Origin of the sequence: Candidatus Pantoea formicae (genome assembly GCF_011752625.1) — a bacterium.
GTDB lineage: Bacteria > Pseudomonadota > Gammaproteobacteria > Enterobacterales > Enterobacteriaceae > Pantoea > Pantoea formicae.
Genome location: NZ_VWXD01000002.1, coordinates 758,464 through 782,860 on the forward strand (window position 1 = coordinate 758,464; position 24,397 = coordinate 782,860).

At 55.0% G+C, this 24,397-nt stretch carries 24 protein-coding genes; 9 read left to right on the forward strand and 15 right to left on the reverse strand.

What is annotated here, in order from left to right; all coding sequences use genetic code 11:
- Positions 1 to 57: 57 nt before the first annotated feature.
- Positions 58 to 3,138 (forward strand): beta-galactosidase, encoded by a 3,081-nt coding sequence (locus tag F3J38_RS08245; protein WP_167136743.1) that lies wholly within the window; start codon positions 58 to 60, stop codon positions 3,136 to 3,138.
- Here the strand turns inward: F3J38_RS08245 and F3J38_RS08250 are convergent.
- A complete protein-coding gene (locus F3J38_RS08250) occupies positions 3,077 to 4,384 on the reverse strand; it encodes a multidrug efflux MFS transporter (RefSeq protein ID WP_167136746.1) in 1,308 nt (435 codons plus the stop codon). The genes F3J38_RS08245 and F3J38_RS08250 overlap by 62 nt on opposite strands.
- A 390-nt stretch (positions 4,385 to 4,774) precedes the next feature.
- Here F3J38_RS08250 and F3J38_RS08255 point away from each other — a divergent pair, with 390 nt between their 5' ends.
- Entirely contained in the window at positions 4,775 to 5,026 is a 252-nt protein-coding gene (locus tag F3J38_RS08255; RefSeq protein ID WP_167136749.1) for a biofilm development regulator YmgB/AriR family protein, read from the forward strand.
- A gap of 9 nt (positions 5,027 to 5,035) precedes the next feature.
- Here F3J38_RS08255 and F3J38_RS08260 read toward each other — a convergent pair whose 3' ends face one another.
- The 3 genes from F3J38_RS08260 to F3J38_RS08270 form a co-directional block, all read right to left on the reverse strand.
- A complete protein-coding gene (locus F3J38_RS08260) occupies positions 5,036 to 5,353 on the reverse strand; it encodes a hypothetical protein (RefSeq protein ID WP_167136752.1) in 318 nt (105 codons plus the stop codon).
- 173 nt (positions 5,354 to 5,526) lie between these two features.
- Positions 5,527 to 5,826 carry an I78 family peptidase inhibitor gene (locus F3J38_RS08265; protein ID WP_167136755.1) on the reverse strand — a complete coding sequence of 100 codons (300 nt, stop codon included), beginning with the start codon at positions 5,824 to 5,826 and terminating at the stop codon, positions 5,527 to 5,529.
- Positions 5,827 to 6,122: 296 nt separating this feature from the next.
- Positions 6,123 to 8,720, reverse strand: a complete 2,598-nt coding sequence (locus F3J38_RS08270; protein ID WP_167136758.1) for a bifunctional diguanylate cyclase/phosphodiesterase — start codon at positions 8,718 to 8,720, stop codon at positions 6,123 to 6,125.
- Positions 8,721 to 8,936: 216 nt separating this feature from the next.
- Here F3J38_RS08270 and F3J38_RS08275 point away from each other — a divergent pair, with 216 nt between their 5' ends.
- Together F3J38_RS08275 and F3J38_RS08280 are read left to right on the forward strand one after the other, a co-directional pair.
- Positions 8,937 to 9,584 (forward strand): CPBP family intramembrane glutamic endopeptidase, encoded by a 648-nt coding sequence (locus F3J38_RS08275; RefSeq protein ID WP_167136761.1) that lies wholly within the window; start codon positions 8,937 to 8,939, stop codon positions 9,582 to 9,584.
- A 96-nt stretch (positions 9,585 to 9,680) separates the two neighbouring features.
- Positions 9,681 to 10,697, forward strand: coding sequence for a LacI family DNA-binding transcriptional regulator (locus tag F3J38_RS08280; protein WP_167136764.1), 1,017 nt, complete (start codon positions 9,681 to 9,683; stop codon positions 10,695 to 10,697).
- A gap of 74 nt (positions 10,698 to 10,771) precedes the next feature.
- On the opposite strand, the gene F3J38_RS08285 is transcribed toward F3J38_RS08280, so the two are convergent.
- The 4 genes from F3J38_RS08285 to F3J38_RS08300 form a co-directional block, all read right to left on the reverse strand.
- A complete protein-coding gene (locus F3J38_RS08285) occupies positions 10,772 to 12,211 on the reverse strand; it encodes a glycoside hydrolase family 1 protein (protein WP_167136767.1) in 1,440 nt (479 codons plus the stop codon).
- A 12-nt stretch (positions 12,212 to 12,223) separates the two neighbouring features.
- A complete protein-coding gene (locus F3J38_RS08290; RefSeq protein WP_167136770.1) occupies positions 12,224 to 12,538 on the reverse strand; it encodes a PTS lactose/cellobiose transporter subunit IIA in 315 nt (104 codons plus the stop codon).
- Between the two features lie 3 nt (positions 12,539 to 12,541).
- Positions 12,542 to 13,855 (reverse strand): PTS sugar transporter subunit IIC, encoded by a 1,314-nt coding sequence (locus F3J38_RS08295; protein WP_167136773.1) that lies wholly within the window; start codon positions 13,853 to 13,855, stop codon positions 12,542 to 12,544.
- A gap of 88 nt (positions 13,856 to 13,943) precedes the next feature.
- Complete coding sequence (locus tag F3J38_RS08300) at positions 13,944 to 14,252, reverse strand: PTS sugar transporter subunit IIB (protein ID WP_167136776.1); 309 nt, start codon at positions 14,250 to 14,252, stop codon at positions 13,944 to 13,946.
- A gap of 250 nt (positions 14,253 to 14,502) precedes the next feature.
- Here F3J38_RS08300 and F3J38_RS08305 point away from each other — a divergent pair, with 250 nt between their 5' ends.
- Entirely contained in the window at positions 14,503 to 14,874 is a 372-nt protein-coding gene (locus F3J38_RS08305; RefSeq protein ID WP_167136778.1) for a hypothetical protein, read from the forward strand.
- A gap of 396 nt (positions 14,875 to 15,270) precedes the next feature.
- Here the strand turns inward: F3J38_RS08305 and F3J38_RS08310 are convergent, their stop codons facing one another.
- Positions 15,271 to 15,438 (reverse strand): hypothetical protein, encoded by a 168-nt coding sequence (locus F3J38_RS08310; RefSeq protein ID WP_167136781.1) that lies wholly within the window; start codon positions 15,436 to 15,438, stop codon positions 15,271 to 15,273.
- 213 nt (positions 15,439 to 15,651) lie between these two features.
- Here F3J38_RS08310 and F3J38_RS08315 point away from each other — a divergent pair, with 213 nt between their 5' ends.
- Together F3J38_RS08315 and F3J38_RS08320 are read left to right on the forward strand one after the other, a co-directional pair.
- Positions 15,652 to 15,822, forward strand: a complete 171-nt coding sequence (locus F3J38_RS08315; protein ID WP_007887091.1) for a hypothetical protein — start codon at positions 15,652 to 15,654, stop codon at positions 15,820 to 15,822.
- Between the two features lie 111 nt (positions 15,823 to 15,933).
- Entirely contained in the window at positions 15,934 to 16,167 is a 234-nt protein-coding gene (locus tag F3J38_RS08320; RefSeq protein WP_167136784.1) for a hypothetical protein, read from the forward strand.
- A 114-nt stretch (positions 16,168 to 16,281) separates the two neighbouring features.
- Here F3J38_RS08320 and yniD read toward each other — a convergent pair whose 3' ends face one another.
- From yniD to F3J38_RS08345, 6 genes are all read right to left on the reverse strand, one after another.
- Positions 16,282 to 16,389, reverse strand: a complete 108-nt coding sequence (gene yniD / locus F3J38_RS28085; RefSeq protein WP_021507251.1) for a small membrane protein YniD — start codon at positions 16,387 to 16,389, stop codon at positions 16,282 to 16,284.
- A 78-nt stretch (positions 16,390 to 16,467) separates the two neighbouring features.
- Positions 16,468 to 16,896 carry an OsmC family protein gene (locus tag F3J38_RS08325; RefSeq protein WP_038648715.1) on the reverse strand — a complete coding sequence of 143 codons (429 nt, stop codon included), beginning with the start codon at positions 16,894 to 16,896 and terminating at the stop codon, positions 16,468 to 16,470.
- A gap of 67 nt (positions 16,897 to 16,963) precedes the next feature.
- Positions 16,964 to 18,154: an FMN-dependent L-lactate dehydrogenase LldD gene (gene lldD / locus F3J38_RS08330; RefSeq protein ID WP_167136787.1), complete on the reverse strand. Its 1,191-nt coding sequence runs from the start codon at positions 18,152 to 18,154 to the stop codon at positions 16,964 to 16,966.
- Complete coding sequence (gene lldR / locus F3J38_RS08335) at positions 18,154 to 18,939, reverse strand: transcriptional regulator LldR (protein ID WP_167136790.1); 786 nt, start codon at positions 18,937 to 18,939, stop codon at positions 18,154 to 18,156. Before lldR ends, lldD begins: the two co-directional genes overlap by 1 nt.
- The gene (lldP, locus tag F3J38_RS08340; RefSeq protein ID WP_167136793.1) at positions 18,936 to 20,585 is read right to left on the reverse strand and encodes an L-lactate permease; all 1,650 of its coding nucleotides are present in this window, start codon (positions 20,583 to 20,585) and stop codon (positions 18,936 to 18,938) included. The genes lldR and lldP overlap by 4 nt, the downstream gene beginning before the upstream one ends.
- A 225-nt stretch (positions 20,586 to 20,810) precedes the next feature.
- Entirely contained in the window at positions 20,811 to 21,983 is a 1,173-nt protein-coding gene (locus F3J38_RS08345) for a cyanate transporter (RefSeq protein ID WP_167136796.1), read from the reverse strand.
- An 87-nt stretch (positions 21,984 to 22,070) separates the two neighbouring features.
- Here F3J38_RS08345 and F3J38_RS08350 point away from each other — a divergent pair, with 87 nt between their 5' ends.
- Positions 22,071 to 22,931 (forward strand): LysR family transcriptional regulator, encoded by an 861-nt coding sequence (locus tag F3J38_RS08350; protein WP_167136799.1) that lies wholly within the window; start codon positions 22,071 to 22,073, stop codon positions 22,929 to 22,931.
- An 89-nt stretch (positions 22,932 to 23,020) separates the two neighbouring features.
- Complete coding sequence (locus F3J38_RS08355; protein WP_167136802.1) at positions 23,021 to 24,388, forward strand: amidohydrolase family protein; 1,368 nt, start codon at positions 23,021 to 23,023, stop codon at positions 24,386 to 24,388.
- Positions 24,389 to 24,397 lie beyond the last annotated feature (9 nt).

Sequence of the window (24,397 nt, forward strand, 5' to 3'; positions counted from 1 at the left end):
TTACAGCGCGCGAGAAAACCCTCAATGTGAGCGCATTACAATTAATGAGATCTTACCATGACCCTACCGACCCTCTCTTTGAGTGATATTCTCGCCCGACGCGACTGGGAAAACCCAGTGGTGACGAGCCTTAACCGACTGGATGCGCACCCACCGTTTGCCAGTTGGCGTGATGAAAGCAGTGCACACGCTGATGCGTCTTCCTCGTCTCTCCAGTCGCTAAATGGGCAGTGGTGCTTTAGCTATTTCAACCAACCCGAGGCCGTGCCGCAAAGTTGGCTGCTGCAAGATTTACCGGGTTCGCATTCGCTGCCAGTGCCTGCCAATTGGCAATTGCACGGCTACGATGCCCCGATTTACACCAATGTGCAGTACCCTATCCCCGTTAATCCGCCATTTGTGCCCAAAGAGAACCCCACTGGATGTTACTCGCTCACATTTAATGTAAATAGCGATTGGCTGGCGCAAGGTCAGACTCGCATCATCTTTGATGGCGTCAATTCCGCCTTCTTCCTGTGGTGCAACGGCCAGTGGATTGGCTATTCGCAGGACAGCCGTCTGCCTGCCGAGTTCGATCTCACACCGGCATTGCAGCACGGGCAGAATCGACTGGCCGTGATGGTGTTGCGCTGGAGTGATGGCAGCTATTTAGAAGACCAGGATATGTGGCGGATGAGTGGCATATTCCGAGATGTAACCTTGCTGCACAAACCGCAGACCCAGTTAGCCGATGTACAGATCGAAACGGTGCTCAGCCCAGAATATATTCGTGGCGATCTGCGCGTTAACGTGAAAATTCATGCAGGTGAACGTTCGCTGGAACAGTGCCGGGTACGTGTGAGTCTGTGGCAGGCTGAAAGCTGTATCGGCAGCGTGGAGCAGACGCCAGGTAGCGCCATCGTTGACGAACGCGGGCACTATCCCGAACGTGCTCTGCTGGTGTTGCCGGTAGAGAATCCTCAACTCTGGAGTGCCGAGACCCCACATCTCTACCGCGTAGTGGTCTCGCTGCTAGAAAGCAACGGTGAGATGATCGAGGCTGAAGCCTATGACGTCGGTTTTCGTCGCGTCAGCATTGAGAATGGCCAGCTGTGTGTGAACGGCAAAGCGTTACTGATTCGTGGCGTCAATCGCCACGAGCACCACCCGGAAAATGGCCAGGTGGTGGATGAAGCCAGTATGCGCCGCGATATTGAGCTGATGAAACGCCACAATTTTAATGCGGTACGCTGCGCGCATTACCCCAACCATCCGTTGTGGTATCGACTGTGCGACCAGTACGGCTTGTACGTGGTTGACGAGGCCAATATTGAAACTCATGGGATGCAACCGATGAACCGCCTGTCGGCCGACCCGCGCTGGTTCGCCGCCTACAGCGAGCGTGTGACCCGCATGGTGCAACGCGATCGCAACCATGCCTGCATCATTATCTGGTCACTCGGCAACGAATCCGGTCACGGTAGCACGCACAATGCACTCTATCAGTGGGTAAAGAGCAGTGATGCAACGCGCCCTGTTCAATATGAAGGTGGTGGTGCGAATACGGCCGCCACCGACATTGTTTGCCCGATGTATGCACGTGTCGATCAAGATCAACCCTTCCCCGCCGTTCCGAAGTGGTCGCTAAAAAAATGGATTGGCCTGCCAGGCGAAAACCGCCCGCTGATTTTGTGTGAATACGCCCACGCCATGGGCAACAGCTTCGGTGGTTTCGCCAAATACTGGCAAGCCTTCCGCCAGTTTCCGCGCTTGCAGGGTGGGTTTGTCTGGGACTGGGTCGATCAAAGCCTGACGCGCTATGACGAACATGGCCAGCCGTGGCAAGCCTACGGCGGCGACTATGGTGATACGCCCAACGATCGCCAATTCTGCATGAACGGCTTGGTCTTTGCCGACCGCTCACCGCATCCTGCCCTGTTTGAAGCTCAGCGTGCGCAGCAGTTTTTCCAGTTCCAGCGTGATACAAACCATGCTTTCCGCTTTAGCGTCTCCAGCGAGTACCTGTTCCGCCGAACAGATAATGAAGTCTTGCGCTGGTCGATTGAGCAAGAAGGGATCGTCATCGACAGCGGTGAACTACCGCTCAACCTCGCCCCGCAGGAAACGCAACACGTCGATATTCCGCAACCCGCGCATTTGCAAGGCAATGCCTGGCTCAATCTGTCCGTGTATCAGATCGCAGCGACATCTTGGTCAGAAGCAGACGCGCGTGTCGCCTGGGACCAGTGGCAGTTGCCTGCGGCACTCGTAGCACGTAGCGGTGAGGTCAGCGTCACCGCACCAGAGTTGATCGCCAATCACAATCTGGTTGCCGTGGTATTACCTCAGCAGCGCTGGCACTTCTCACGCCGCACAGGGGAATTGGTGCAGTGGTGGGTGAATGATGAAGAGACGATGCTGACGCCGCTGCAGGAGTGCTTTATCCGTGCCCCGATCGATAATGATATCGGTACTAGCGAGGCTGCCAATGTCGATCCTAATGCGTGGGTGGAGCGCTGGAAACGTGCCGGATATGATCAGTTAGAAGCAGAGCTGGTCGATATGCAGGTAGATAGCCTGAAACACAGCGTACTGATTGAAACCCTGCATCACTGGCAGGCCAATGGTCAGCTGATTTTCACCAGCCATAAGCGTTACCAAATCAGCGGTTGCGGTGAGATGTCGGTGAGCGTGGAAGTGGAACAGGCACCAGGTCTGCCCTCACCTGCGCGTATCGGTTTGCGTTGCCAGCTGAAGCAAACGCCACAGCAGGTCAGTTGGTTGGGACTGGGTCCGCATGAAAACTACCCGGATCGCCAGCAGGCGGCACAATTCTCACGTTGGCAACAACCACTAGCAGCACTCAGCACTGCCTATGTCTTCCCTGGCGAAAATGGTTTGCGCTGCGGTACACGCCAGCTCGACAGCGGCAGTTGGCAGGTGAGAGGCGACTTCGCCTTCTCACTCAGCCGTTATAGCCTTGAACAGCTCCGCGAGACCTCACATCGACACCTGCTACAGCCAGAAGCCGGATGCTGGCTGCATCTTGATGGCTTCCACATGGGCGTGGGTGGCGACGACTCCTGGAGCCCGAGCGTCAGCCCGGAGTTTTTGCTTTCTCAGCAGCGCTGGCACTACGCGCTGAAGTTGCGTCAGTAGCGGATTTTGCCGCCTGATCACGCGGAGTGACAGGGGATTCTAGCGTGGTTTTCGGGCGGCGATAGAAGCGGCGCAACAGCAGTACGTTCAGCAACACCACCAGTGCGGTGGCGAAGAATACCCAGCGATAACCGGTTGCGGCGGATACCGCCGCACCGAGCAGGGGGCCAGCCACGTTGCCAAGATACATAAACGATTGGTTATAACCAAAGATACGGCCTGTCACGTTATCTCGCGAGTGACGGACCAGCAGTGTCTGTACCGCGGGCATCATCGCGCCATCGGCAAACCCGAGCAGGAAGCGCAGCACACCGAGCTGCGTGGCGCTGGTGACAAAGGACATCGCCATCAGCAACAGCAGTGAAAACAGCATCGTCCCGATCAAAATACGCTGTGTCCCAATGCGGTCACCCAGCTTGCCCAAACGTGGTGCGGAGATTAGCGCCGACACGCCCGGTAGCGCGGCAATCACCCCACTCAGAAAGGCAATATTTTGTGCATCCGGTGCCAGCTCGCGCACAAACAGGGTCAGAATCGGGTTCACCGAGCCATTACACATCTGGATCACCATGGTGGTGACAAACAGACACATCATCAGACGAGGATTATCGAGGCTGCGGAAAACCTCACGGCCACTCATTTTGTCCTGTTTACTCACCGGTGTATAACCGGTCTCTTTAATCAGGAACAGGGTGACGAGGAAGCTCACCATCAGCAGCACGGCAGTCACAATAAACACCATGCGCAGGCCAAGCCAGTCGGCGAGTAGCCCACCAATCATCGGCCCGAGAATCACGCCACCAATCTGCCCAGTAGAGACACAGCTCAATGCCCAGCCACTACGATCGCGCGGGACCTGTGCCGCCACCAGCGCCATGGCATTAGGAATGTAACCGGAGGTCAGCCCCATCAACGCACGCAATAGCAGCAGTTGCCAAGCCTGAGTCACAAACGCTTGCAACAAAATCACTGCCCCCATACCAAATGAGGCACGCAGCAGCATTAACTTACGGCCTTTGCGGTCAGCTAAGCTGCCCCAGAGCGGCGCCACAGCAGCAGAAACAATGAAGGTGACACTGAAGGTCAGTCCCGACCAGATACTCAGTGCATTGCCGCCGTGGATGCCCAGTTCTTCAACATACAGCGGCAGGAAGGGGATGATCTGACTGATAGCCAATCCGGTAAAGAAACAGCCAAACCAGACGGATATCAGGTTGACCTTCCAGGACTCGATGGAGCGTAGCATGAGCGTGTACGTCAGAAAAAATGAAATGAGGGTTCAGTCTAACAACCTCATAACATCGCTGGACGGCAAAACATGGCATAGGGGTAAAAACGCAGTTTTCCGCTGCCGAGCGTGATTCTGCTCACAGCAAATAGTGTAAGGGATACGATTTGTAGTGTCTTTATGTGCTGTAACAATCAACTCCGCAAGATAAGCGCATCGCCAAGGCACGCCAACGTGAAAAAATATGTCTACCCGTTACTGACAATATTCGACGCCGCATCTATGTTTAAAAAATCACCGGCTATCGCTGGCGAGGCGCTGCCCGTCCTGGACAGTTCCCATGCTTAACCATAATTTCCCAATGCTGCCGACAGGCGGCGGGTTTTGTTGTCTCTGCGGAGGTCAGCCATGAGAACCCATCCAAATAGCGCCAGTCGGGCGATCACCGACTACTTTAATAGCCCTGCCTGGCATGCGCCGCATGAAAGCGACCTGCTGGCAGCGATCATGCGCGAACTGATGGATGACGGCCAGCCCGCCACCAGCAAAGCGATTATTACCCGAGTGATCGCTAAGCTGGAGTTTGAAGGGGATGAGCAGCGGCTACAGAGTTATCGCAATCTGTTGGCACAGCTGCTGGAGTCCGGCACCCAGAAGTAACGGCGCAGGTTATTTCACCGCACGCAAGGTGTCAGCTTCGCTCACGCTGGCTTTACCGCTCTGGCGCTGATATAGGCATAATTCACGCCCGACTTGATTCTTCATGTGTTTCTGCGGATAGCGTCCTTCCAGCAGCAGCACATCGTAGCCCACGCTATCGTCATATTGAATGGGTTTTCCCACGACGCGCACTGACTTTAAACCGCTGGCTTTCAGGCACGCCTGCTGCCTGTTGTGATCGTTTTCTTGCCACGCAGCCTCGCTTGACGCATGCGCCAGTGGGCTCAAAAGCAAGCTAATAAGCAGGAAGGTATTGGCGTTTCTCATCTTCGCTCCTCAATCAATCGTGCACCGATCGATAGAAAAAAAAATTCCCGCCGAGGCGGGAAGAAACAAGACGAGCATTGCATATTCGAGAGTGACGAGGAAATCTCCGTAATGCGCAGCTATCCTCGCCCGGCGCCATGACAGCCCGATGACAATGCGATGTCTGTTTAAATTTATCCGCAGTAAACCTTGGAGATTTTACCACTCTGGTCGGCCATAAAATTCAGACGACGCAAATTGAAGTCCATTGTCACGGCACCGTTCCACGGAATCGCGCGCACCGGGACGTCAAAGCGTTTGTTATCAAGGCTGGTGAGGGGCTGACCAATAGTATTTTGATACTGCGATGCGCCGCATTGGTCGGTTTCTGGATCATGGCTAACGGCTGCGGTGCTGTCAGATTGGGTGGCAGATTGGCAGGCAGTCAGCGCAAACAGAGCCGTCGCCACCAACACTTTTCCATAATGGGTCACAAGTTTCTCCTCCTGGATGAATAAACAACATGTTCCTGAGAGTCGTCAAGGTTGCCCATGATGAGGAAAAATTGCCAGCAGATTGGTCGAATAAATGCGATTTATGGCGCGATCTTCCTCTCACTTTCCCGCATTAACCGCACTCAGTGTCTAAATCTCTCCCCCTCAGCCGCTACAATTACCTAAGATTTTTCTGAGGTGATAATCATGGAACTCGCAATTTTTATTGGTTTTGCCATCCTGATGACTGTGATTGCGGTCCAGGTGCGTTAAACCCGGTTAGCGGCACAAGACCGCTACTCCGTCACCACTGGTGTATGCTCTTCCAGTCGGGCGTTAAACGCTTCCAGTGGCATCGGTCTGCCAAGGAAATAGCCCTGCCCTTCTTCGCACGAAAGAGCTTTTAACTCGACCAGTTGTGCTTCAGTCTCGATACCCTCAGCCGTGATGGTGAGTGCAAAGGCGCGTGCCAGCCCAACAATACCCGCAACAACCGATTGTGCCTGTTTTGATTCAGGAAACTCTTTCATCCATGAGCGATCAATCTTCAGTCCGTTGAACGGGAAGGTTTTCAGATAGCCCAATGCGGCATAACCGGTGCCGAAATCATCCACCGTCAGTCTCACGCCCAATGCACGCAGGCCCTGCATGATTTCCAGCGCACGGTCGGGGTTTTCAAAGGTGACGTTTTCAGTGATCTCCAGCTCCAGCCGGGTGGCGGGTAAACCACTCTCTGTCAGCGCATGAGCGACGCGATCGACCAAATCGTTATTGCGGAATTCCGTGGGTGAAATGTTAACGGAAACGTAGCGCTGCTCGCCCCAGTGACACGCGTCCTGGCACGCCCGCATCAGCACCCAGTCGCTAATGCCCGAAATCAAACCGTTCTCTTCGGCCAGCGGAATAAAGCGGTCGGGCGTGATCCATTTGCCATCCGCCAGTGGCCAGCGAATCAAGGCTTCTGCCCCCGCTAACTCACCTGTTTGCAATTGATAGCGTGGTTGATAGTGCAGCATAAAAGTATTGTTGAGCAGAGCCTGTTCTATCGCCTGCACCAGTTCACGTTTTGACTCCAGATGATTGGCCATATCATTGGAGTACCAAACCCAGCGCGCACGTCCAGCACTGCGCGCCTGGCCCAAGGCAATATCTGCCAACCGCAACAGTGCTTCAGGCTGGGTGGCGTCTTGCGGTGCACAAACAATCCCCATACTGGCCGTCAAACTCAACTGGTGTGAGCCACTGACAATGGGTTGATGCACTACGCGTTGCAGCGCCCGACAGCGATACTCCACCGCAGCGCGCGTACTTTCTCGTAGCAACAAAATAAACTCATCCCCGCCAAGACGGGCTGCCAGTTCATTAGGGCCAATCAGATTTTTTAGCCGCTGGGAAATTTCATTCAACACCAAGTCGCCGACGGTATGACCCCAGGTATCATTGATGGGCTTGAACTGATCGAGATCGAAACTGATCACAAATAGCGGGTCGTCCTCGCTCGCCTTTTCAAGATGCGTAGTGAGAAACTCTTGTAACTGGATGCGGTTGGCTAAGCCCGTCAGCATGTCGTGACGTGATAAAAATTGAATGCGCGCTTCAGCATCAACTTCATGGGTAATGTCTGAAACCGTGCCACGAAAGCCGGTGCGCAACCCATTGCGGCGAATCGTTTTCGCGATTAACTCACCAATGCGACGTTCGCCGTTAGCCGCCATGAACTGGCAACGCAACGGCGCATGTTGAATTTCATCACCTTGACGCAGTAACCATGCCACCAGCGAATGGCTAGGATGGCTCAAAAGATGATCAAGCGGGCGCCCGATCCAGCCCTTCACATCATGCCCCGTCATCGCGGCAAAACGTGAGGAGAGATAGCAGAGACGCCCCTGATCGTCGACTTCCCAAATCCAGTCCGAGGCCGCTTCTGCCAGGTCGCGGAAACGCTCTTCGCTGTTTGCCAGCTCGCGCTGGCTGATCGCCAGCATTTCAAAGCGGCGGTCAGAAATCACCGCATTGTGCAACGCATGGCGAATGACTCGACGCGTCACCCACGCCACGGCCAGTGCGGTAAAGAGCAACAATGGCATCATTAACCAGATCACGCCAAAACCGGGATTTTTCGCTTGCCAGCGCAAGACCAGCGGTTCGCCCTGAATCACCGGTTCAACCAAGCGTGGCTCATCCAGTGCATCATCCAAGCCATTCGCCACGCGCGGTGCAATCACATTGAGAGATTTGCCAAGCAGCTGCAACTTGCCCGGCGTTAAAATATTGACGAAAACCATCACCGAAGAGGGGCCGGGAATGGTCGGCAAATCTGGCACTTTGCCGGGGGTAATTGGTGCCGCCACCACCATGGCAGGCTGTTCATTGATCATGACATTGCGGGTAATGCCTTGGTCAGACTGCTTACGCGCCGAAGCCAGTAGGATTGCCGTTTGTCCGCCTAACCAACTCTCCAGTGAAGCCTCTGACAATTTACCGTTGATGACCGCATAACGTGTTTTGCCAGCGCCATCGATCACAAACACACCGTCGTAGTGATACTCTTTGTAGAGGCTGGGACCAAAATTTTCCTCATCCCATGCCCAGATTTTGTTTACCGTCAGATGCAGGTTTTTCCAGCCTTCACCCCAGTTTGCATAATCGCGCACATCAATGATCATCTGGTCTTGTTGCTGCCTCCACGCACCATGCATCAGATTGATGTCCTGCTGCATCGAATCGCTGTTTTGTCGATGGGCAATCACCAGCACCATCACAACCGAAAGCAGCAGCACGCCAAACAGCAGCGAGGTTAGCGTGCGCAAACTGCGCCGTGTGACTCGCACCGTGTGCGCTTCCATATTAGCCCTGGCAGGCAAAGTGGCGTGTCGGTGATACTCAGAATTCATGCATTATGCTCGCAAAACAGAGGCAGCAAAAAAGAGGACCGGCTGCGTGATAGTCACGCCCGGGCCCTGTAATGGTTTTTTCGATTATCGGCGGAGGCGGCCACAGATTTAGTCCCTGCGGCGGAATATTTGAGCAATGCAATTCTCCGCTGGGCAATCTCGACAGCGATCATCGGCATTGCTACTATGCGTTTTCCTCTGCCCATTGAGCCGACTATGGACACCCAATCCGACAAAGTGACGTTGACGCTGTTCTACGCTGCGAGCTTTGTGGTGTATTACATCGTGACCATGCTGATTACGCTGTTCCCTAACTATGGGGCGCTGCGTAATAACGGTTTGCTGGTGCCCGTGCTCTGCCTGTTCGAATTCGCGGTGATTTATCCGCTGTACCGTTTTTACTGCCAACGTCGGACGGATATTCCGTTAGGCTATTTACGTCCCGGCCAGGCATTGCTGTTTGTCGCGGCTCTGGTCGCGTTGATGGTAGCTCAAACCCAATTCCTTCAGCCTGAAGGCTGGTTGATAGCGCAAAGCCAGCAAGGCCGCAGTTCGATGTTGATTCTGTTACTGACGGCCGTATTACTGGCACCGGTATTTGAAGAAGTACTGTTTCGCGGTTTTCTCCTGCAGGGCTTTCTGCTGTGGGCGCCAAAGAGTCGCTTTGCCTGCATGTTACTCACCTCACTGCTGTTTGCCGCCATGCACACCCAATATGTGCATTGGGAAACCATCGTGGCGTTGACCCTGTTCTCGCTTCTGCTGTGCTACGCGCGTTTACGCAGTAAAAGCCTCGCACTGCCTATTTTCCTGCACACCTTAAATAACCTGATCGCCATTCTGCCGGCGTGGTTTTACGCCTGATCCCGCTCACTGTTTCTTCACGTTCTCATCAATTTTTTTAGCCATTTCAGGTAGTATCGCGGTTTACGCGTTATGGATTGATGGTCGGGAAAGTCGATGATTACCATGTTGGATGTGGCCCGTAAGGCCGGAGTCTCCAAAGCGACTGTGTCACGCGTGTTGGCGGGCAATCGCTATGTCAGCAAAACCACACAGCAGAAAGTCTTTCAGGCCATTGAGGAGACCGGCTATCGGCCTAATTTGCTCGCGCGCAGCCTGGCGACGCAGAAATCACAGAATATTGGCCTGATTGTCACACACTCTCTGTTCAATGGCCCCTACTTCAGCGAGCTGTTGTATCAAACCGCAACATTGACCAACAATTATGGCCGCCAGTTGATCCTGGCCGATGGTAAAACCTCCGCGGACGATGAACGCGCCGCGATTGAGTTTCTGCTCGATCTACGCTGTGATGCCATCATTATCTATCCGCGTTTTCTTGATACTGATGCGCTGGAAGCCATTATTGAGCAGCATGAGGTGCCCATTATGGTGGTCAATCGACAGCTGCAACGCCATGCCGATCATTGCGTATGGGCGACCCATCAGCAAAACACCGTTGATGCCGTCAGCTATCTCATTGAGCGCGGCCATCACGACATCGCCTTTATCACCGGTTTGGCGGGTTCCCCCACTGCTGCCGCACGTCTGGCGGGCTATCAACAGGCACTCACCCAGCACGGGCTGAAGGTAAATCCGGATCTTGTCATACAGGGCGCGTGGACACCGAACAGCGGTCAGCAGGCGGCACAGCGGCTACTGGAAAGCGGCACGCCTTTCAGCGCAATGATGGCGAGTAATGATGATATGGCGATTGGTGCGGCACTGGCCCTGAATGCAGCCGGAAAACGGCTGCCGCAAGATGTGTCGCTGATGGGGTTTGACGATATCCGCATGGCCGAATTTTTTCTGCCACCGCTGACGACCGTGCATGTCCCGGTTGCGGAGATGATCCAGCACACGCTGGCGCAACTGGTGGCAATGCTGGAAGGAGAAGAGATTGCAGCACTACCGCCCTTCAGCGGCAGGCTGATTGAACGTGCGTCTGTGGCGGATGGCCCGTTTAAATCCTGATATGGATTTCCCTTTGCGCCCTCTAAGACGCAACAATGGGCGGCCTGAAGGTCGCCCCTGCCATTGCCTACGGTTTAATACTCGACTTGAGCCGCTAACGTTGCGCCATTACTGCGGATCAGCTGTTGATACCAGAAGAAACTTTTCTTGCGATAGCGCGCCAGATCCTTCAGATCATGCTCGTCGCGATTCACGTAAATGAAGCCATAGCGCTTGCTGATCCCCTGATGCGTGCTCACCAAATCGATCGCTGACCACGGGCAATAGCCAAACAGCTCAACGCCATCGGCAATTGCCAACTGCAGTTGCGCAATGTGTTCACGCAAATAGGCGATGCGATAATCGTCGTAGACTTTATTGCCTGCTTCCAGGGTGTCGAATGCGCCTAGACCGTTTTCGGTCACAATCAACGGTAGCGCATAGCGTGCATAGATCTGCCGCGCCGTAATGCGAAAGCCCACCGGATCGATATACCAGCCAAACTGGTTCTGTTTGAGATGCGGGTTGTTACAGCCGACGTACACCGATGTGTCGATGCCCGCCATCTGCTGATCGGCGCGCTGTTTGCTATTGAGTTCACCGCCTGCCGACTCTGGCATATCCGCGCTCACGGTGGCCGAGGCGTAATAGTTGAAGGCGATAAAGTCAGGCTGACCGGCAGCAATGATCGCCATGTCATCGGCTTCGATGGAAGGCAGCCAACCGCGCTGTTGTAGAAATGCCCACACCACATGGTTATAGCGACCGTGCACCGCCAGATCGAGATAGAGCCAGTTACGGATGGCTGAGAAGTTATCCGCCGCCAGCACATCTTCCGGCCGCGAACTGGCCGCGTAGATGCAGGAGATATTCGGTGCCGGCCCAATTTTCGCCTGGGGCAAGCACTGATGGCAGGCAATCATCGCTTTGGCTTGCGCCAGCATCATATGGTGATTTTGCTGATACAGCGTCTTTTGCGGATCAACGGTGCCCGGTGGCAAGGTGCCAATCACCTCCCCTTTCAGGATCATCATGTTCTGTTCGTTGATGGTCAGCCAGTATTTGACCTTGTTGCCAAACTGCTCAAAACAGGTGATGGCAAAGCGCTCAAACGCGGCCACCGTGCGACGATTGGACCAGCCGCCCTCTTGTTGTAGCGCCCACGGCAAATCAAAGTGGTAGAGCGTCACCAGCGGTTCAATGCCGTGGCGGCAAATCTCATCAATCAGTTGCTGGTAAAAAGCCACACCTGCGGCATTTAATTCACCATCACCTTCAGGATAGAGGCGACTCCAGGCAATCGAGAAGCGATAGGTCTTTAATCCCAACTCCGCCAGCAGCGCGATATCTTCCTTAAAACGATGGTAATGATCGCTGGTCACGGTGAAATCAGTAATGCCTTCATGGAACTGGGCTTTATCAATTACCGATGGCCCTTTGCCATCTTCATTCCACGCTCCTTCGACTTGGTAGGCTGAAGTGGATGCGCCCCAGAGAAAACCGTCAGGAAACGCGCCCAATGTTGGATGTTGCATGTTTACCTCCTGTTAACGTGCGGCCAATTCGCGCCGCAACTGGATAATCTCCTCGGCCAGCTCACGACACAGCATGGCGTTCATTAAATGATCCTGCGCGTGCACCATGATCAGGTTCACCGGGATCTTGCCGCAGCCTTCATCAGCGCCAATCAATGCCGTCTGAATGCGATGAGCAGCCTTGGCGGCAGCCGTCGCATCAGTCAACATCGCGTCGGCTCGCGCCCAATCTTGATGGCGTGCCGCCCGCAGCGCCTCCATCGAACAGGATCGTGCTTCCCCCGCTTGAATGATCAATTCCATTACCGTGCTTTCATCAATTTCCATCGATTACTCCTTTAAGGGTTGTGCGGATGCGGCTTGTTCCAGCTCTTGTTGCAATAGCTGGCGCTCGTACATTTTGAAAAACGGGTAGTAGATCAGGGTTGCGATGGCGACCAGCACAGCGATCAACACGATCACCCGCCAGTCCCAGCCCGTCGACCAGGCGGCACCAATCGGTGCTGGTGTCGTCCACGGGGCGAGGGATACCACGTGATTGATTAGGTTGGTTTTGGTCGCGGTCCAGGCAATGACCGCATTGACCAACGGCGCGCAGATAAACGGGATAAAGAGAATTGGGTTCATGACCACTGGCGAGCCAAAAATCACCGGCTCGTTGATGTTGAACATGCTTGGCACAATGCTGAGTTTTCCGATGGAACGCAGATGCGCTGACTGACTGCGCAGATAGAGCAGCACCAGCCCCATGGTAGAACCTGAACCGCCAATCACGATAAAGAACTGCCAGAATGGCTCGATAAACACGTGGGTGACCGGTTCCCCCGCATTGAGCGCCTGCTGGTTAAGCCCGAGGTTGGTGAGCCAGAACGCCTGTAAAATCCCGCCCACAATCACCGCACCATGGATGCCAGCAAACCACAGCATATGACACAACAAAACCGCCACCAGCACCGCAGGCAGCGAGTCGGAGGCAGAGATAATCGGGGCAAATATCGCCATGATCGCCTGTGGCAGGAGCATGCCAAACTGAGCCTGCACCCACAGGCTCAGTGGGAACAGCGTGATGAAAATGGCGATAATGGGAATCAGCAGATCAAATGACTGGCGGATTTTCGGCGGCACCTGCTCCGGCAGTTTAAAACCGATATTGTGCTTCTGCAGGAAATGCATCAGCTCCGTGGCAAACAGCGCCACCAGTATCGCGGTGAAAATGCCCTCTCCACCCAGCGATCCCACCGGGAGCGTTTTGCCACTTTGCGGGGCTGCGACCACCAGAAATGCCATCAATGACAAGCTCGCCGCCATAAAACCGTTCATCTTGTAGCTGTTGGCGAGGTTGTAGGCGATAGCACTGGCGATGTAGAGGGCCATAATGCCCATGGTCATGTTATACGGCATCATGATCTGCTCTTCATGTGCCTGCACCATGCCGAGCCACCACTGCGCAAAAGCCCACGAGCTGTCAGCGGAAAACGGAGGATGCGCAAACAGCAGCATAAAAGAGCCAACGATCAGGAACGGCATTGAAGCAATAAAACCATCGCGAATGGCAATCACATGACGCTGGCTGGAGAGACGCCCTGCGAGTGGGCTGATACGGTTTTCAATCACACCAAATAAGGATTCGCTTATGCTGCTCATACGTGAGCTCCTTGCAACAGGCAAATAGAGAATAAGCCTGTGCGATGAGTCACAGGCGATGACTATTATTTTTTGTATGAGTCTGGGATCAGGTGTGAATCAGTTTTAGTGAATCATTTAATATTTTATCGCCATTCATCATGCCGTAATCCATGCTATTTATAACGGATATCGGCTTATTTAACTGCTGCGCCAGCGGTTGAAAGTCAGCGAGTTTGTATTTGATTTGTGGCCCTAACAGGCAGCAATCATAGTGGGCAATTTCATCATTAAACTCTTCAATACCAACGGCTTTTATTTCAACTTCGATACCCTGAACTTTGGCGGCTTTTTCCATTTTCTGCACCACCATGCTGGTGGACATCCCGGCGGCACAGCACAGTAAAATTTTTGGCATTGTTCGTTCCTCCATGTGGGGTTTAATTAACGAATACACACAGCAAAGATTTTCTGCAACCGGTTTCAGATTTGGTTACAGGAACTGTGAGAAATATCAAAACTCAGGGCAGTGAAAATAAATCGGCAAAAAATAATACAGCTGAGGGATTATAAGATTGCAGAGGGTTGAAGGTGTCTCGCGGCACTTGGGCTCATGCGGGTTCGTTAAGCATCTGGTGATAACGTAGTCTGGTGCCGCTCTGGGGCTAATGGTACAGGTGATAACGCAGTCTGGTGCCGTTCAGGGGCTGATGGTACAGGTGATAACGCAGTCTGGTGTCGCTCTGGGGCTAATGGTACAGGTGATAACGCAGTCTGGTGCCGCTCTGGGGCTAATGGTACAGGTGATAACGCAGTCTGGTGCCGCTCAGGGGATGGCGGTCCTCGCGCCGCTGACGCGGTACCTTCACTTCACTCGTCCGCCTGACGGACCGGCGCAGACGGGACTTTCCCTGTCCCGGCTGCACCTTTCGCCAGCATCCATGCTGGCTCTCCTGGCTTCCTCATTCCGTTCAGCGCTGCGAAATGCCATCCCCAGAGCGGCACCAGCCTGCTTGCTAACATCCGTGTACGCTGTTTGAAAGGGCTCGCTGCTTCAGGCAATAGTGCTTTTACTGCCACAAAGAGCACCGTGTCTCAGACCACATCGCCTTTGCTTCTGCAAAGGGCACAATGTCTGAGGCCACAGCGCCTCTGATGCTGCAAGGGCTATTCGCAGCGCTGAGGCGGAGACGTTGTGCCAGGAGCCAGGCGCAGGGATGCGACAGGCAGTTCGGGTAGGCCAGGACGGCCGTACCCGAACGTTCCGGCCGGCACGACGTTGCAGACGAAGGCACCGCGCAGCGGCGCGAGGACGGCCCGGCAGCAGCAGAGGTGCTGCGGCCCGCACCAACATGCTCAATCGCGCAAAAAGAAGTGGCAGCCTTACTCGACTTTTACCTATCTCACCTCACACCACCATGACAGCGAGCTGATGGTTACGCTTTCTCTGCCTCAAAATGGGTTTTGAACTGCTCGTAGATGGAAATCATATTAGAGGCATCACCCTGCAGCGGGCTCAATTTGCCTGCGCGTACCAGTTCAATGACCAGTTGCAGTGCGGCTTGTTTGGGGCTGCTGGCTGGGTGGGCAATTTCGTTCGACATCGGTCATTCACTCATCATTTTTGTCAGGGCCGCACAGTTTAGCTCAGATCGTGCTGCTGTTGTGCGCCCGTCTGGTTATAATCTCCTCGCTCAAACCAAAAAGCCGCTCAAGGAGATAATTGACTCCCGTTGCGTTTGGCTATACTGGATTAAAAAAAGGAACGAACAGCCACCGATTCCGTACTATCAGGAACGTGTTAAAGGAGTCCAATCATGCTGATTGGTTTTGTGTTGTTAGTGAGCGCGTGTGGACACGATGCCTGTGACGCCCTGCCGGTGTCAGAACGCATCTACCCAACCAAAGTCGCCTGTGAGCAAATGGCCGACCGTATCCATAAAGTTCGACCTAATGTGGTCCTGCTTTGTGGTGAAGTGCACCGTTAATTCGGTGCCATTTTTATTACAACTGTACAAAAATAAGCCAAACGGCATTGCAAGATTGGCGCATAGCGTCCAAAATATAAGCTGCTTTACACTATTACCGTTGTGAATCCCATGAAGAATACTCGCCCCCGTCGTCCAAACGGACGCTGGGTTTATTACATTTTGTATGATGGCATTCTCTGGCCCTGCCCGGTGCGGTGGGAGTGGGAAAGCGGCTTCGGCGGCTGGTTGCCATTCTACTATTCGCCCACGTTTGAGTTTGTGGCGGGGGATCCACGCAAGGCCTATCGCATTGCGCGCAGCAGTGTGCGTAATGTACGTCAGCAGGACAACGAATACGCGTGATGGATTAACCCAACTGCCACGGTAGCCAGGATGCGGTGAGCAGGTAATGCACCCCTTCCAGTACCAATATCACCATCACTAGCACACCAAGCTTATGGCGACACACCCAGTCCTTCATCCCCATATCATCGCAGCCCAGCGAATCAGCATCAGCGCACCACAAATGCACAGCAGCACCACAATCATTTTCCAATGTTTTGTCGCAGCCAGTTTTTTTGCCACGCATCCTCCAGACGGTAGAAAGCAACGATGCGCCCTCAGGCGCATCGCTATTCTATCGCTGGTAACGCTTAAGGGCGATTAATTATTCAGCGTATAGTCCAGGCTAATCTCAGCATTCAGCACTTGAGAGACCGGACAGCCCGCTTTAGCCTTCTGAATAATCTCATCAAACTTGGCACTATCAATGCCTGGCAGTGCAATGGTGCTGGTTAATGCGATTTTGGTAATGGCAAAACCTTCACCCTTCTTATCCAGCGACACATCGGCAGTGGTATCGATGCTTTTCGGCGGATGCCCAGCCTGACCCAGCATCAGCGACAACGCCATCGAGAAGCAGGCCGCATGCGCTGCGCCAATCAACTCTTCCGGGTTGGTGCCCTTTTCCCCTTCAAAGCGCGTATTGAAGCCATATGGCTGGTTATTCAACACGCCACTTTCGGTACTTACCGTACCTTTACCTTTGATGTCGCCTTCCCAGTGGGCCGATCCTTTCTTATGAATGGTCATGTCATTCCTCCTGTTAGTCAGACAGGAGATCAGTATAGACATCACCTCTCATTTTGCTTGCTGCGCCTCAGCTCACTGCACGCGATCGAGCCGGATGCAACCCCGCTTCGCCAAGCAGCGCATTCGCCTGCACCAGCGAGTCTTGGGTAATCTCAGCAATGGTTTTTGCCCCGGTCAGCGTCATCGCCACCTTCATCTCTTTTTCGATCAAATTCAGCAAATTCTCAACGCCACGCTGCCCATGAGTGGCGAGTGCATAAATAAAGGCGCGTCCAAGCAGCACAGTATCCGCACCGAGAGCAATCATACGCACCACATCCAGCCCATTACGGATACCGCTGTCGGCCAGAATGGTAATATCACCTTTCACCGCATCGGCAATCGCCGGTAACGCGCGGGCTGACGACAACACGCCATCCAGCTGGCGTCCGCCGTGGTTGGACACCACAATACCGTCAGCACCAAAGCGCACCGCATCACGCGCATCTTCCGGGTCGAGGATGCCTTTGATCACCATGGGACCGTCCCAGAACTCGCGAATCCACTCCAGATCTTTCCATGAAATGGAAGGATCAAAGTTATTGGCCAACCAGCCGATGTAATCTTCCAGTCCGGTCGGTTTACCCAGATAAGCGGAGATATTGCCAAGATCGTGTGGGCGTCCGTGCAACCCGACATCCCATGCCCATTGTGGATGGGTGACCGCCTGCCAGTAGCGGCGCATAGCGGCATTGGGACCGCTCATGCCTGAGTGAGCATCGCGATAGCGCGCACCCGGCGTGGGCATATCAACGGTAAATACCAGTGTGGAACAGCCTGCGGCTTTGGCGCGCTCCAGCGCATTGCGCATAAAGCCACGATCGCGCAACACATACAGCTGGAACCACATCGGGCGATTAATCGCGGGGGCCACCTCTTCAATCGGGCAGAGTGACACGGTAGAAAGTGTGAACGGAATGCCTTTCAACGCCGCAGCACGTGCCGCCTGCACCTCGCCACGACGCGCGTACATACCGCACAACCCCACCGGCGCGAGCGCTACCGGCATCGATAGTGTTTCATTGAACAGCTTGGTTTCCAGACTGAGATCGGACATGTTTTTCAGCACGCGCTGGCGCAACGCCACGTCCGAAAGGTCTGACACATTGCGCTTGAGCGTGTGCTCCGCATAGGCGCCACCATCAAGATAGTGAAACAAGAACGGAGGCAGGATACGTTGCGCCGCGGCGCGGTAGTCACTGGCAGCAGAGATGATCATCAGTTGTTTTCCTTACGATTATCCAGAGACTCGCCCGGCAGACGGGTGATACGCGCCTGCCGCGCTTCATCTTCATGGAGCGATTTCAAAGTGGTATGCACGAAGCCGAGGTGATCCATCGCCGCCTGGCGTGCCGCTTCGGCATCACCCGCCATCACTGCATCAAACATCGCCTGATGCTGTTCATTAAGACGATTAAAAATAACTGGCTGGGTATACATGCGCTGGCGGCTGTGGAGCACCGATGATTGCAGGAGATCGAAGAAGCCGCGCATGGTTTGCAGCAGTACGACATTGTGAGAGGCTTCGGCGATAGCGAGGTGGAAACGTAAATCGGCCTGCGCAGCGAGGTCGGGATCGTCACAGTCGTGCATCTTTAACAGCGCATCAAACGCCAGACGCAGCTTCTCCTTGTCCGATTCGGTAGCACGCAGCGCTGCATGCCAGGCGGTACTGGCCTCAATGGCGTGGCGCGCCTCCAGAATATCCCAGCGATAATCCGGGTCATCGGCTAACAGCTGACGAATCGGCTCAACGATCCGCTGTTCCGACCAAGGCTCCGGCGGTTCACACAGCCAGGTACCGCCGCCGCGCTTACTCATCAACACGCCGCTACTGATCAACTGCTGGATGGCCTCACGCAATGACGAGCGCGAGACCCCAAACTCAGCCGCCAACTGACGCTCAGCAGGCAAGCGCATACCCGGCTCCAATTGGTGTTCATCAATCCAGGCGCGCAAGCGCGCCCGTAACGTCTCCGCTAAACGCGGCGTGTTTTCGGTCATGGAATCATCCAGGTTAAAACATAAGCCTGAAGCGTGGTGATCACGCCTACCATGCAGGTGAAAATCAGGCTGTGTTTGACGGTAAAGCGGAACAGATCCGACTCCTTGCCCACCAGCCCCACAGCGGCACAGGCAATAGCAATCGACTGCGGCGAAATCATCTTACCGGTCACGCCCCCCGTGGTGTTGGCGGCCACCAGCAGGACGTCTGACACACCGATCTGCTGTGCGGTAGTGGCCTGTAAAGCAGCAAACAGCGCATTGGAAGAGGTATCAGACCCGGTAAGGAATACGCCAAGCCAGCCGAGGAACGGCGAGAAGAAGGTAAAGGCATTACCGGTATGCGCCAACGCCAAGGCCAATGTCGCTGACAAGCCGGAGTAATTTGAAATAAAGGCGAACGCCAGCACCATACCGATCGAGTAAATCGGCAGTGCCAACTCTTTCAGCGTCTCACCAAATGTCTGAATCGCAGCCGCAGGTTTCATGCGCAGCCAAATCACCGACAGCACCGCAGCCACCAGAATCGCCGTGCCGGTCGCGGAGAGCACATCGAATTTGAATACCGCCGCATACGGCGTCGCGGCACTAACCACCGGTGGCATACGCGCGACCAACTCATGCAACAGTGGCACTGGCACGCTGAACACCCAGTCATACATTGCGCCACCTTTGGCAAACAGCGCTTTGAACGGCGGGATACTCCATAAGGTCACGGTGGCGGTGAGGAACAGGAACGGCATCCATGCACGCACAATCTGGCCCAGCGTGTAGCGCTTGTTCGTTTGTGTGGGATCAACGGCGGTTTTCTCATCGAAGCGGAAAATACGCACGGGCTTCCAGCGACGCAGGAACAACGTCAGGCAGATGAGAGAGGCCAGTGACGAGATGATATCCGGCAGTTCAGGGCCGAGGAAGTTGGAGCTGAGGAATTGGGCGATAGCAAAGGAGCCGCCCGCCACGATCACCGCTGGCCACGTCTCTTTGATGCCGCGCCAGCCATCCATAATCGCCATGATCCAGAACAGCACAATAATGGTGAGGAACGGCAATTGACGCCCGGCCATTTGGCCAATCTGGAAGCTGTCGAGTCCGGTGACTTGCCCGGCGACAATAATGGGGATCCCCATCGCACCGAAGGCCACCGGTGCGGTGTTGACGATCAAGCACAAGCCAGCGGCATACAGCGGATTGAAGCCCAATCCCACCAGCAGTGCCGCAGTGATCGCCACGGGTGCACCAAAGCCCGCAGCCCCTTCAAGAAATGCGCCGAAGGAGAAACCGACAATCAGCATCTGTAAACGCTGGTCTGGCGTGATAGAGAGGATCGAGGCACGAATGATGTCAAACTGCCCGGTTTTCACCGAGATTTTATAGACAAATACCGCCGCGACGATGATCCAGGCAATCGGCCACAGGCCATATAAGAAGCCATAAACCACAGACGCCAACGCCTGACCCAATGGCATGCCATACAAAAATAGCGCCACCAGCAGCGCAATCACCACCGTGGCCGTACCCGCCTGATAGCCTTTCAGTTTGAGCTTAATCAGCGCGAAGAAGAAGAACACTATCGGGATCACCGCCACCAGGCTGGAGAGCCACAGATTGTTGAGAGGATCGTAGTTTTGTTGCCACACCGGCATGCCGTTATCTCCAGAGGTTACCAGATGAATACGGCGCAACGGCAATGCAGGTTTGCGCCGCAGTTCTTGCCCTTCTGCTCACTAAAATTGGTAGGACCAAAATGCAGTGCGGGGCTTTCTGGCTCCAGATAGTTAATGCATTGTTAACCTAAAGCAACGAAGTGGGTGTGCTTTTTTGTGTTATGTGACGATAAGGCAACATTTAAAACCTTTTGGTAGGACCAATTAATCCACTGTCCAACCAAAAGCCCGATGATAACTGTGGGGATGGAAACGCAGATTTAACAGGATCAACCCAATCGTCACCGCGCTTTGCATTATCCATACGCTGGTAAAACTGTGGGTGAATGCCTGCAACTGTCCGGCGATAAAGGGCATGCAACCGGCAATAATAAAGCCGACACCTTGCATAAACGCCACCAGGCGCGCACCGGCTTGCGGATGCGGTAGATGATCCAGTGCCAGCACCATCGCCAGCGGAAATGCCGCGCCCAAGCCAAATCCGGCAATCGCTGCCCACAACCAGGGTGCCAGCAGCGGCGCAAGCAGGAAACCGCTCATGCCCACCAACTGACAAACCAGACTGATCATTAACTGGGGTCGGCGGTCCGCCTTACGCGCCAGCAGCGGCATCAGTAGAGCACCCGCCACCTGACACAAGATCATCACGCCTAACAGCGAACCACCCGCCTGCGCCGTCCAACCCAAACGATGATAGGCATCCGGCAACCAGGCCACGCAGGTGGCATATCCTCCATTCACCAAACCAAAACTCAGCGCTAACGACCAGGCACGCGGTTTGCGCCACAGCGCCGGGAGCTCAATCCTCTCGGCGTGATGAGTGGCAGGCAGGCGCACCACCAGCCAGAGCACAATCGCTATTAACACCGGTAGCGCCCAACCCGTTAACGCCACTGACCAGCCAAAATGCACACTCAACCAGGGTGAGAGCGCCGCACCTAAACCGCCACCGCCCATCAACGCCCCCGCCCATAAACCGGTCATTGGCGCACTTCGCTGGGCAAAGCGTTGGCGGATCACCCCCGGCATCGCCATCTGCACTACCCCGACCCCGAGCCCGGCAAACAGCGCACTGACCACCAACCATTGGCCGTCGTGGATCACTCCGCGAGCGGCCAGTGCCAGCAGCAAGAGTGTCAGCCCGGCAATCAGCAGACGTTGCAGCGGCACGCGCTGCATCAGCGATGCGCTCAAGAGCGCCACCGCGCCCATCATCACCATCGGAACAGCAGGCAACAGCGAGGCGGCCAGTGAAGAGAGGCCCATGGTCTGACGCAGTTGCCCGAGCAGTGGGCTCACGGAAGTGAGTAACGGACGCATATTCAGCCCGGCCAGCACCAATGCGGCGAGCGTCAGTCCGTTGGAATGTCGGTTCATACACAATCCTGCAGTGAAAAGGTTGTCAGGATCGCAGCAGTCGGTACTATTTGGAAATGAAATAACACCATAGCGACCAGTGGAAAAATGAATCGTCAGCCGATGTTTACCCCGCAGCAGCTCCTGAGTTTTGTCGCCGTATGCGAAACCGCGAGTTTTACCCGCGCCGCCGAACGTGTGCATTTGTCGCAATCCACCGTCAGTCAGCAAGTCAGGCGGCTGGAAGAGATGATTGGCAAAGCGTTGCTGGAGCGCACCTCGCATCAGGTGGTGTTAACCGAAGAGGGAGAAAAACTGCTCGGCTATGCGCGGCGCATCATCGCACTCAATGGTGAAGCGCACGATGTGCTGAGTGATAAATGGCGCGACGGGGTACTGCGCTTGGGGGTGCCCGAAGATTTTGCCGCCCCCACCGCAGGCTTGCTGGCCCAGTTCAGTCGTGAGCATCCACAGTTACGCCTCGATGTCATGAGCGGTATGTATGTTGATTTGCACCGCGCCTGGCAGCGTGAAGAGCTGGATATCATGCTGATTAAGCAACCGGGCGGTGAACGCCCGCTCGCTTCCCGCCCGGAGCCGCTGCTGTGGCTGGATAGCGCCGAGCACCCCTGCTTTGAGCAGACGCCAGTGCCGTTGGTGGTGTTTCCCCAACTGGGGCTGTACCGCGAAGAGATGTGCCAGACGCTGGATACGTTGGGACGCAGTTGGCGTATCAGCTATAGCAGCGCCAGTTTGGTGGCACTCGCCAGCGCCAGCGCCGCCGGATTGGGCTTGACGTTATTACCTGCCAGTTGCCGTCTGCCGGGTCATCGCGTGTTGGATGCATCCGATGGCCTGCCACCCATCAGCCATTTTGAACTGGCGCTATTTTGCCGCTCACCCCAGGATGAACTGCAACAGGCACTGGCTGCCGCTTTGGTAGAATTTTGCCATTTGAAATGGCAGTGATTTTTCCACTGTTAAGCAGTGGAAAATATCGCAGCGCGGCGGCGCGCGTTTTGCCAGATTAACGTTTTCACTGTTGACTGGAGCCTCTGATGCACCTCACTTCTCCCAGCCGTCGCGATTTTATCAGCCAAGGCGTGCGCCTCACCGCCGCCGGTAGCCTGTTGGCTGCCGGGATGAGCGCAGCCGCACAACCCGTTTCAACCTCCGCGCCGCAGTTGCAGACGCCACCTCCACGCGCCGCCCACTACCAGTTGCTCAATGTACGCCTCGAAGAAGGCTTTGAGCATGAAGGTAACGAGGTGATCGCCACGCGCACTGCGCTGTACGACATCACCATTAAAGACGGTAAGTTCGCCGCCATTGATGTCGCGGGCAAGGCGCGCAACGCCGACATCCCACAGTGGAATGCCAACGGCGCATTACTTCTCCCCCGTACACGTGACATGCATATTCACCTGGATAAGACATTCTACAGCGGTCCCTGGGAAGCGCCCCGACCGCGCCAGGGCAAAACCATCATGGATATGATTGCGCGTGAGCAGGTGCTGATCCCACAACTGCTGCCCACTTCACAAGCACGTGCCGAAGCCTTGATTGGCCTGCTGCACAGCAAGGGCACCACCGAAGCGCGCAGCCACTGCAATATCGACCCGGTGAGCGGCCTGAAAAGCCTCGAACACCTGAAGCTGGCGCTGGCCAATCACCCTGAATTCCCCTGTGAGATCGTCGCTTTTCCGCAGCACGGTCTTCTGCACTCGAAGGTCGATGGACTGATGCGGGAAGCGATGCAGATGGGTGTGCAGTATGTGGGCGGCCTGGACCCTACGAATGTGGATGGCGCTATGCAAGCCTCGCTGGATGCCATGTTCCAGATTGCGCTGGATTTCAATCGCGGCGTTGATATTCACCTGCATGAAACCGCACCGTCAGGCGTGGCAGCCATTCAATATATGGTAGACACCATTGGCAAAAACCCTCAGTTGAAAGGCAAAGTGACGTTGAGCCATGGTTTTGCGCTAGGTACGCTGGAGGGCAAAGCTTTGGATCAGATGATTGCGGGCATGGCCGAGCAGCAGATGAGTGTCGCCTCCACCATTCCAATTGGCAAACTCACCATGCCGCTGCCGCAACTGCAGGCAGCAGGTATCACAGTGATGACGGGAACCGATAGCGTGATTGACCACTGGTCGCCATTTGGCACCGGTAGCATGCTGGAGAAAGCCAACCTGTATGCGCAACTCTATCGCGGTTCCGATGAGTTTGGGCTGAGCCGTGCGCTGCATATCGCCACTGGCGGCATTCTGCCGTTATCGAATCAAGGCGAACGCCAGTGGCCGAAGGTGCAGGATGACGCCAGCATGATGCTGGTTGACGCAAGCTGCTCCGCTGAAGCCGTGGCCCGCATCTCACCGGTCACGGCCACCTTCCACAGTGGGACGCCGGTGTTCAGCATTTGAGATCAAAAA